The organism is Elioraea sp., assembly GCF_051860475.1.
GTDB lineage: Bacteria > Pseudomonadota > Alphaproteobacteria > Acetobacterales > Acetobacteraceae > Elioraea.
Genome location: NZ_JBHYDW010000159.1, coordinates 1 through 8,948 on the forward strand (window position 1 = coordinate 1; position 8,948 = coordinate 8,948).

The 8,948-nt window shown below is 69.4% G+C and carries 11 protein-coding genes and 1 pseudogene; 6 read left to right on the forward strand and 6 right to left on the reverse strand.

Annotation, left to right across the window (positions count from 1 at the left end; all coding sequences use genetic code 11):
- Both ACTIFU_RS20185 and ACTIFU_RS20190 read right to left on the reverse strand, forming a co-directional pair.
- Positions 1-201 (reverse strand): annotated as a pseudogene (locus ACTIFU_RS20185) (hypothetical protein); the annotation flags it as partial.
- A gap of 82 nt (positions 202-283) precedes the next feature.
- The gene (locus ACTIFU_RS20190) at positions 284-1,102 is read right to left on the reverse strand and encodes a hypothetical protein (protein ID WP_439580116.1); all 819 of its coding nucleotides are present in this window, start codon (positions 1,100-1,102) and stop codon (positions 284-286) included.
- A 290-nt stretch (positions 1,103-1,392) separates the two neighbouring features.
- Between ACTIFU_RS20190 and ACTIFU_RS20195 the strand changes: the two genes are divergently transcribed.
- The 6 genes from ACTIFU_RS20195 (at position 1,393) to ACTIFU_RS20220 (ending at position 5,959) form a co-directional block, all read left to right on the forward strand.
- A complete protein-coding gene (locus tag ACTIFU_RS20195; RefSeq protein WP_439580117.1) occupies positions 1,393-2,112 on the forward strand; it encodes an SDR family NAD(P)-dependent oxidoreductase in 720 nt (239 codons plus the stop codon).
- Positions 2,109-2,759: a DUF6134 family protein gene (locus ACTIFU_RS20200; protein WP_439580118.1), complete on the forward strand. Its 651-nt coding sequence runs from the start codon at positions 2,109-2,111 to the stop codon at positions 2,757-2,759. The genes ACTIFU_RS20195 and ACTIFU_RS20200 overlap by 4 nt, the downstream gene beginning before the upstream one ends.
- Entirely contained in the window at positions 2,756-4,306 is a 1,551-nt protein-coding gene (locus ACTIFU_RS20205) for a cryptochrome/photolyase family protein (protein WP_439580119.1), read from the forward strand. Before ACTIFU_RS20200 ends, ACTIFU_RS20205 begins: the two co-directional genes overlap by 4 nt.
- Positions 4,303-5,082 (forward strand): SDR family NAD(P)-dependent oxidoreductase, encoded by a 780-nt coding sequence (locus ACTIFU_RS20210; RefSeq protein ID WP_439580120.1) that lies wholly within the window; start codon positions 4,303-4,305, stop codon positions 5,080-5,082. Before ACTIFU_RS20205 ends, ACTIFU_RS20210 begins: the two co-directional genes overlap by 4 nt.
- Entirely contained in the window at positions 5,079-5,528 is a 450-nt protein-coding gene (locus ACTIFU_RS20215; protein ID WP_439580121.1) for a nuclear transport factor 2 family protein, read from the forward strand. Before ACTIFU_RS20210 ends, ACTIFU_RS20215 begins: the two co-directional genes overlap by 4 nt.
- Positions 5,529-5,626: 98 nt before the next feature.
- The gene (locus tag ACTIFU_RS20220) at positions 5,627-5,959 is read left to right on the forward strand and encodes a hypothetical protein (protein ID WP_439580122.1); all 333 of its coding nucleotides are present in this window, start codon (positions 5,627-5,629) and stop codon (positions 5,957-5,959) included.
- 1 nt (position 5,960) lies between these two features.
- Here the strand turns inward: ACTIFU_RS20220 and ACTIFU_RS20225 are convergent, their stop codons facing one another.
- The 4 genes from ACTIFU_RS20225 to ACTIFU_RS20240 are packed head-to-tail and all read right to left on the reverse strand — an operon-like array spanning position 5,961 to position 8,947.
- Positions 5,961-6,428 (reverse strand): GNAT family N-acetyltransferase, encoded by a 468-nt coding sequence (locus ACTIFU_RS20225; RefSeq protein ID WP_439580123.1) that lies wholly within the window; start codon positions 6,426-6,428, stop codon positions 5,961-5,963.
- Positions 6,425-6,961, reverse strand: a complete 537-nt coding sequence (locus ACTIFU_RS20230; RefSeq protein WP_439580124.1) for a DUF3833 domain-containing protein — start codon at positions 6,959-6,961, stop codon at positions 6,425-6,427. Before ACTIFU_RS20230 ends, ACTIFU_RS20225 begins: the two co-directional genes overlap by 4 nt.
- Before the next feature lie 16 nt (positions 6,962-6,977).
- On the reverse strand, positions 6,978-7,697 hold the full coding sequence (locus ACTIFU_RS20235; protein WP_439580125.1) for a metallophosphoesterase: 720 nt from the start codon (positions 7,695-7,697) through the stop codon (positions 6,978-6,980).
- Positions 7,694-8,947, reverse strand: coding sequence for an MFS transporter (locus tag ACTIFU_RS20240; protein WP_439580126.1), 1,254 nt, complete (start codon positions 8,945-8,947; stop codon positions 7,694-7,696). The genes ACTIFU_RS20235 and ACTIFU_RS20240 overlap by 4 nt, the downstream gene beginning before the upstream one ends.
- Position 8,948: the final 1 nt, after the last annotated feature.

Consider the following 8,948-nt stretch of genomic DNA (forward strand, 5'->3'; position numbering starts at 1 on the left):
CAGCTTGCGGGCCGGCGCGAGGTAGAGGGTGTCCACCGTGTCGATCACCGGGGTGTCGTCGAACGGCTCGATCAGCGGGCGGTCATGGTCGGGCAGCGAGGGGTCGTCCCACGACGACTTGGCATGACAAAGAAGCAGAAGCTGCGCATGGAGGGACGTGAAGGGCCGCGGTCCAGAGCAATACGGCCGTGACCATCGCATGATCTGCGCGTGTCGTCTGCCCAGGGTGGCCTGTCTGACGCAGCCGGTCTACCAGCCGACGAGCCGGCCAGTCATGCCGGCGTCATATCGAGGGCGGACGGTGTCGACGCTGGCGTGTCGGACCCCGCACGGGCGGTCCCAAAGCGGCGAGTCCGAACAGCCCCAAGGCCGAGCCGGCCAGGACGGCAAGCGTGGAGGGCTCGGGCACCGCCACCGCGACGATCGCAAATGGCGCGGCCCAGTGCACCCGGGCCGAGTCGTCGGCATTGCCGCCGAGCCAGTGGATGCTCAGGGTGTCCATCGGGCCGATGAAGCCGAGGAAGCCCTGATGATTCCGGAATGACTCGTCCTTCAGCGGCAATGTGTCCCATGTCAGCGTGAAGCCATTGACGTCCACGGGGTATTCGAAATCGCCGTAACCGACATACCACGAGAACAAGCCGCCGAAGCCCAGGATGGGCTGGTCGAACGCCGCCTCGAAGGTCTGCACGCCGAGGCAGGGGTAGACGGCCGTATAGCAGCCGAAGGTCGCAGCGACGTCGGACGGACCCAGGGCGAACAGCCCGCCGGATGACGATGATGGCGGCGGGCCATGCCCGGTCAGAAAGACGCTCCGCGGCCGTTCGCCGCCTTCGTTCCAGCCCACCCCTCCGCCGGGCTGTGGTCCCTCCGGGACGTCCACCTTCTCGTTCAGATCCGTGAAGGTTCCCCAGGCGTCCGAGAAAACGGGCGCGGTCAGTGTCAGCGGCACGAGCATGACGGGCCCGAGACTTCCGGTGGCGATCAGCCACTCGTCGGCATTGACATAGGCCGTGACGCCGTGTGCGGGCGGCGCGGTGACGATTGCGCTCGCCACTGCGAGCGACAGCGCGGCGCCTGTGATGGTCGATCCTCGGTCCATCTTGTCCTCCCAACAATGATGGAAACATCGTAGCAAGGATGATGGATAGATGGGACCTGCTTGTCTCGGATTATACGTCAGTGTCGGTCATATTACTTGAAGTTGTGTAAGCGATGCACAGGGTTGACTTATCGATTGTCTTGCTCGCTATTGGCGAACTGCAGAGCCTCCGACGTGCGTCGGCTGTGTCGGTCGAGACCCATGCAACCGATCACAGCCGTGTCAGGGCGGACTCGCGGTTCGCGCCGCAACGCCCAAGTGGAGAGTTCAAAACAAGGAATGATCGGGTAATGGTTCTCGTGTTCGGGGCCACGGGCGGGATCGGCGGCGCGCTGGCGCGGCGACTGGCCGCATCGGGCCGCGCGTTGCATCTGGTCGGGCGCGACGCAGGGCGGCTGGAGACGTTCGCGGCCAAACTGGTCGCGCCGTCTTCGGTCTGCGACGTGCTCGACGAGGCATCGCTGGCCCGCACGGTGGCGGAGGCTGCCGCCGGCGGCACGCTCGCCGGGCTCGCCTTCTGCGTCGGCTCGATCGTGCTGAAGCCGCTCGGCCGTGCCACCGCCGCCGACCATCTCGACGCCTATCGACTCAACGTGCTTGCGGCGGCGCGTGCCGTGACCCTGGCCGCCGAGGCGTTGAAGGCCGGCCAGGGCGCGGTCGTGCTGTTCAGCTCCGTCGCCGCCCGCGCCGGCTTTCCGAACCACTCCGTGATCAGCCCGGTGAAGGCGGCGGTGGAGGGGCTCACGGTCGCGCTGGCCGCGGAACTGGCGCCGGCGGTGCGCGTCAACTGCATCGCGCCCAGCCTGATGCGCACCGCGATGGCGGCGCCGCTTACCGGCAACGCGGCGATGGCGAAGGCGATCGCCGCGCAGCACCCGATCCCCCGTCTGGGCGAAGCGGAGGATGCGGCGGCGCTGGCGGCGTTCCTGCTGTCGCCGGAGAGCGGCTGGATCACCGGCCAGGTGATCGGCGTGGACGGCGGGCGTTCAAGCATCAGGAGCAAGGGATGACCGGACGCAGACCGTTTCTCGCCGGACTCGTGCTCGCACCGGGCGCGCTGATGGCGGCACCGCTGACGGCGGCGATCCCGGAGAGCGGCCGGCTCACCTTCCGGGTGCTGCGCAACGACAGCGACATCGGCGCCCATACCCTCGCCTTCACCATGGAGGGCGAGGCGGTACGGGTCGAGATCGCGATCGAGCTCGCGGTGCGCGTGCTCGGCATCCCGTTGTTCCGCTACAGTCACCGCAACACCGAGCGCTGGACGGGCGAGCGGCTCCTGCTGATCGACAGCAGTACCGACCGCAACGGCCGCTCCTATCGCGTGCAGGCGCGTGCATCCGGCGAGGGGATCACGGTCGAGGGCACCGAGGGCGGGCGTTACGTCGCACCAGGCGACGCGGCCTCAACCTCGTACTGGCACGCGCGGTTCCTGCGCACGCAGAAGATCGATACCCAGGGCGGGCGGCTGCTCGGCACGACGATCGAGGACCTCGGCGAGGAGACGATCCCGATCGGTCGACGCTCCGCGGCCGCACGACGCTTCCGCGTCTCCGGCGATCTCACGCTCGACATCTGGTACGACCGTGCCGGCGCCTGGTCGGGCCTGCTGTTCGCCGGCGAGGACGGCTCGACGATCCGCTACGTGCGCACGTGACCGCACCCACCCTGCGCGTGGTGCTGGGCGACCAGTGCTCGTGCGCCCTCTCGGCTCTCGCCGACCTCGATCCGGCGCGCGACGTCGTGCTGATGGCCGAGGTGATGGGCGAGTGCACCTATGTGCGGCATCACCGCCAGAAGATCGCGCTGGTACTCTCGGCGATGCGGCACTTCGCCCGCGCGCTGGCCGCCCGGGGCGTGCGTGTGGACTACGTGCGGCTCGACGATGCGGGGAACACCGGGACGTTGCGCGGCGAGGTCGTCCGCGCGGTACGCCGGCACGGGGCGGCGCGCATCGTCGCCACCGAGCCGGGCGAGTTTCGCCCGCGCGAGGACATGCGGGGCTGGGGCGAGGCGGCCGGTGTACCGGTCGAGATCCGCGAGGACACGCGCTTCATATGCTCGCTGGCGGACTTCGCCGCCTGGGCCGAGGGACGGCGCGCGCTTCGGATGGAGTACTTCTATCGTGAGATGCGTCGGCGCACCGGGCTGCTGATGGAGGGCAAAGAGCCCGCAGGTGGACAGTGGAACTTCGACGCCGAGAACCGCAAGCGCCTGCCTGACGATGTGCACCCGCCGGCGCCGTTCCGCGTCGAACCCGACGCGATGACGCGGGAGGTGCTCGACCTCGTCGCGGCGCGGTTCCCTGGCCACTGGGGCGGGCTCGACGGCTTCGCCTGGCCGGTCAGCGCCACGGACGCCGAGGCCGCGCTCGACCGCTTCATCGCCGAACGCCTGAAGCACTTCGGCGACTACCAGGACGCGATGGCCGAGGGCGAGGCGACGCTGTTCCACTCGCTGCTTTCGACCAGCCTGAATCTCGGGCTGCTGCTGCCGCTGGAGGTGTGCCGGCGCGCCGAGGCGGCGTGGCGCGCAGGACAGGCGCCGCTCAACGCGGTCGAGGGGTTCATCCGCCAGATCCTCGGCTGGCGCGAATACGTGCGCGGGCTCTACTGGCTGAAGATGCCTGAGTATGCGCGCCTGAACGCGCTTGGCGCCGACCGGTCCCTGCCGGCGTTCTACTGGACGGCAGAGAGCGGCATGGCGTGCGTGGACGCGGTGGTGCGGCAGACGCGCGACCTCGCCTACGCGCACCACATCCAGCGGCTGATGGTGACAGGAAACTTTGCCCTGCTCGCCGGCATCGACCCGATTGAGGTCAACGACTGGTATCTCTGTGTCTATGCCGATGCATTCGAGTGGGTGGAACTGCCGAACACCCACGGCATGGCGCTGCACGCGGATGGCGGTGTGATGGCCTCCAAGCCCTACGCCGCGTCGGGCAAGTATATCGATCGGATGAGCGATCACTGCCGGCACTGCCGCCACGACGTGCGTGAGTCGGTGGGCGAGAGCGCCTGCCCGTTCAATGCGCTCTACTGGGACTTCCTGGCGCGTCACCGTGCGCGCTTCGCCACCAATCCCAGGATGGCGCAGATGTACCGGACGCTTGATCGGATGGACGCAGCCAAGGTTGCCGCCATGCGGCGCCACGCCACAGCCTTCCTCGACCGCATCGCTCCGCGCAAGGCAGCCGCCGCGTGAGCAGGCCGCGCCCCGCCCGGCCCGAGGATGGGCTTGCCTGGATCACCGGCGCCTCCTCAGGCATCGGCCGGCAGCTCGCGCTGGAGCTCGTCGCGCGCGGCTGGACCGTGGTCGCGACCGCGCGGCGCGAGGCGGAACTCACGGCCCTCGCGGCCGAGGCGAACGGGCGGATCATCGCCGCGCCTGCAGATGTCACGGACCCGCAGGCGGTTGCGGCTGCGGTGCACGAGGCGCAGACCGCCACCGCCCGGCCGATCGCGCTGGCGGTGCTGAACGCCGGCACCTACCTGCACGACAGCGCGGAACGGTTCGATCTCGACGCGTTCACGCGCCAGGTGCGGGTAAACATCGACGGCACTGCGACCGCGCTCGCAGCCGTCATGCCGGCAATGATCGCGCGGGCGTCGGGCCAGATCGCGATCGTCTCCTCGGTCGCCGGCTATCGCGGCCTGCCGCGCGCGATCGCCTACTCCGCCACCAAGGCGGCGCTGATCGCCATGGCAGAGAGCCTCAAGTTCGACCTCGACCGCGCGGGCGTGATGGTCAACGTCGTGAACCCCGGCTTCGTCAAGACGCCGCTGACGGACCGCAACGACTTCCCGATGCCGTTCCTGATGCCGGTCGAGGCGGCAGCAAGACGCATCGCCGACGGCCTTGCGCGCGGCCGTTTCGAGGTTGCCTTCCCGCGCCGGTTTGCGGCGATCCTCAAGGTGATGCGGATCCTGCCCTACGCGCTATACTTCCCGCTGGTGGGAAGGACGACGCGACGACCATGAGACTGGAGGATCTGGCGCGCGATGCCCGTGGTGGCGCGCTGCGCGGCTGGGGTGAGGCCTGGCAGAGGCTCACGCCGGAGACCATCCCGACGCTCGTCGGGCTCGCTGCCGCCGATGTTCGGTTCCGCGATCCGTTCCAGGAGATCCGGGGCCGCGATGCGTTCGAGGGCATGCTGCGGCACGTATTGGCCACGGTCTCCGAGCCGCGGTTCGTCGTCACCGACCATGCGCTCGGCCTCGCCGCGGGGTATCTGCGCTGGCGTTTCACCTGTCGCCGCGGGGACACGGCACAGACCATCGAAGGCATGAGCGAGATCGCGTTCACGCCGGACGGTCTCGTCGCGTCGCACCTCGACCACTGGGACTCCGGCATGCAGGTGTACGCGCGGTTGCCGGTGCTGGGTGTGGCGATCAGGGCGATCGCACGTCGGATCGCCGCGCGTTAACCATTCCTTTACGTTTATCGTTCAGTCTGCCCACTGGCGTCGTCTAGCCGGTGCTCAGCCCGCGTCGGCAAGGCGACATGGAAATGGCGTCAGCGCCCATGGAGGGCCTCGGCCCAGGCAGGCATACGATGATCGTTGAAGCGGCCCGTCCGGTCTTCCTTCCGCCGTCCTCGCCCCTGGCGCGGGCGATCCCCGCCGGCATGCCCGACGATATCGCGGCGATGCCGCAGACCACCCTGGCAAGAGCCGTGCCGCTCACCAACCCGTCCATGCGGTTCGACCTCAAGGCGTCGATGGTGGTCATCGAGTTCTTCGACGCCGATGGGCAGATCCAGCGCAAGATCCCCTCCGAGCGCGTGCTCGAAGCCTATGCACGAGGCCAGGACCCCGGTTTCCCGGCGGTTGCCCTGGTGGTCGACGCCGAGGGGTAATCTATCTGCGGTGGTCGCGCCGCATCAGCACGAACGGTTTGCCGTGGTCGTGCAGCACGCCATGCTCGACCCAGCCGAGTGACGCGTAGAGCCCGACCTGCCCGTCGGTGAACAGCCAGACCCGCGGGAAGCCCGCGCGCCACGCCGCCATTTCCACCGCCGTCACCAGCACCGGAGCCAGACCGACGCCGCGGAACCGCGGCTCGACATAGACGCTGGCGAGCCACGGCGAGAGATCCCGCCTCGTCTCGGTGTCCTCCGCAACGAGCGATGCCGTCGCGGCCGGTTCGCCGTCGATCAGCGCGACGACGCACTGCTCGAGGCCGATCCGTGCGGTGCGCGCGGCCACTCTGGCGATCCGCTCCTCCAGCGTCTCGCCCTGCGCGCGGCCCCAGGCGTTCCAGGTCCACGCGCCGATGATGGTCGCAAGGTCGGGCCGATCCGCGATCGTGACGAGGGCCAGGCTCACGCTGCACCGGTCCGCCGGAACGCGAGCTGCACCGTGCCGATCCAGATGCCCCAACGATACACTTTCGCGGTGTTCAGCACGACCTCCTCGTCGATCCGGAACATCCAGTCGTCGAACCGCACCTCCCAGGAGGAGCCGCCGACCGGCAGATTGATCCGGTAGCCGAACTGGAAGGCGTTGCCGGCCTCGCGGCCGGTCGCGACGCCCATGACGTCGGCCGCACGTCCCTCCCATTGCCGGTCACCGGTGCGCGTCAGCCGCCAGATGCGCTTCTGCGTCTCGCCGTCGTTGTAGAGGAAGTCCTCGTCGAGCGTCAGCGTCGTGCCGTCCCAGATGCCGAGGATGTCGACGGTGAAGGTGCGGCGCACGGTGCCGAACCGGTCTTCGAAAAGCCCGGCTGCGCGGGTACGCCCCGCGAAGTACTCCTCGAGCCGGAGCTCGGGCGTGCGCCCGGCGAAATCCTCGATCCTCATTCCCCCTCCGCATCCAGCGAGCAGCACGAGCCCAAGCAAAGCAGCCACGATCCGCCGCATCCCACCCCTCCGTACGTCACGCCTTCAGGTCGATCCACGAGAGGTGGCCGCCCTTGCCCGCGCCCGTGTCGAGGAACACCGCCCGACCGCCGCGCTTGCCCTCGGCGATATGGGGGCGTCCGTCGACGCTGCGATTGTCGTGGCCGCAATAGACCGTGAGCCCGGCCGGGATGTAGTCCACCCAGTCCAGCACCCGCACCGGATAGCCAGACTCGGTGAGTTGGCCCGTCAGCGTCTGTCCGAACAGGGCGCGCGAGACCAGTCCGTCCGGCCGGCGGGCGCCTGCCTCAGCGGGAGAGGGCTCGTTCAGCATCCCGGTGTGGAAGCCGCCGTGCACGAACAGGGCGTCGCGCCAGTGCAGCCAGACCGGTGCGCATGCGATCGCCGAGATCGCGCGCGCGGCGAGCGCGGCGCGATCCGGAAGCCGGTCGAGTTGCTCCAGCGTCGCGCCGAGCCCGCCAGCGCCCAGCTTCACGGGCTGACCAAGCAGCGCGCGGCGCAGCTTGTGGTCGTGGTTGCCGAGCAAGAACAGGCCGGCGTTGCGGTCCATGAGCCCGAACATCGCCGTGAGCACCCCGGGTGCATCCGGCCCGTGGTCCGTCAGGTCGCCAAGCTGCACCACGAACAGGTGCGCGGCCTCGGCGCCGGCGATCGCGTCGCGGAACGGTCCGGCCTCGCCGTGCACGTCCCCCACCACGCGCAGGCCCGCGAAATGCTCAGGCAGCGCGAATCTCACCCGCGGCGTTCCAGCCGTGCCCGGATCGCCGCCTGCGCGTCCCGGTCGAGCGGGAAGCGCCACATCAGCGCCACGGCAACGAGCTTGAGCGCAATGGGTGTCACGGCATAGAGCCCGACCAGTGCGCCGAGACCCTGGACCCCTGCGGGGCCCGTGCGAAACCCCAGCACCTCGAGCAGCGGCAGTCCGACCCCGACCGCCAGCGCGTTGCCGCCCTTCTGGGCCATGCTCCAGGCGGCGAAGAACAATCCGGCGCGTGGCGAGCCGCTCTCGGCATGGTCGAGGTCGATGACGTCGGCCTGCATCGCCGGGGGCAAGGCCAGATCCGCTCCCAGCGACGCACCCGTCAGCACGCAGATGATGAGAAAGGCCATCCAGTCTCCAGGGCCGAGCAGGGGCACGAAGGCGAACGCCGCGGCAGCCCACAGCATCGAGGCGCACCACGCGCGATGCTTCGAGGTCCGCCGCGCGAGCCAGCCCCAGAACGGCACAGCCGCCACGCCCGTGACGAAATAGACAAGCAGCAGCAGCCCGGACCGCGCCTCGGCATCCAGCAGATGCGTCGCGATCAGCAGGAACAGAGCGGCCGGAAGCCCGTTCGCAATCCCGTTCACGATCCAGGCCGCGAGCAACCGCAGGAACGGTCGGTTGCGCCGCAAGGGCTCAAGGAACTCCCGCAGTGTCCGCCGTTCCCCCCCCCGTCCGGGCGCAACCGGCTCCGGTACCAGTGTGAACAGCCCGATGAAGGCCGGCACCGACAGCGCCAGCATCGTGATGGCGAGCGCTCGCAGATCCGCCGCGATCCCGCCCGACACCACGGCCGGCACCACCGCCGAGGCGACGATCCCGGCAATCGTTGCCGCCTCGCGCCAGGACGTGATCCGCGTGCGCTCGTTGTAGTCCCGCGACAGCTCCGCACCCCACGCGCTGTAGGGCACGTTCACCATCGTCCAGCCCAGATACACGAGGCTCGCAGCGACGAAGAGGTGCAAGGCGCCGGCGCCCGAGGGGGGAACGAACAGCAGCCACACCGCAGGGGCGGCGATCGGCACCGCGGCCGCGATCCAGGGCCGGCGCCGGCCGAATCCCGTACGCGTCCGATCCGAGAGCCAGCCGATCAAGGGGTCGGTCACTCCGTCCAGCAGACGTGTCGCCAGCAAGACCGTGCCGACCGTCGTGAGGCCGAGGCCCATGACCTCGCCCCAGAACGCGGGGAGATAGACGTTCAGGGGAAGACCGAGCAGCGCCAGG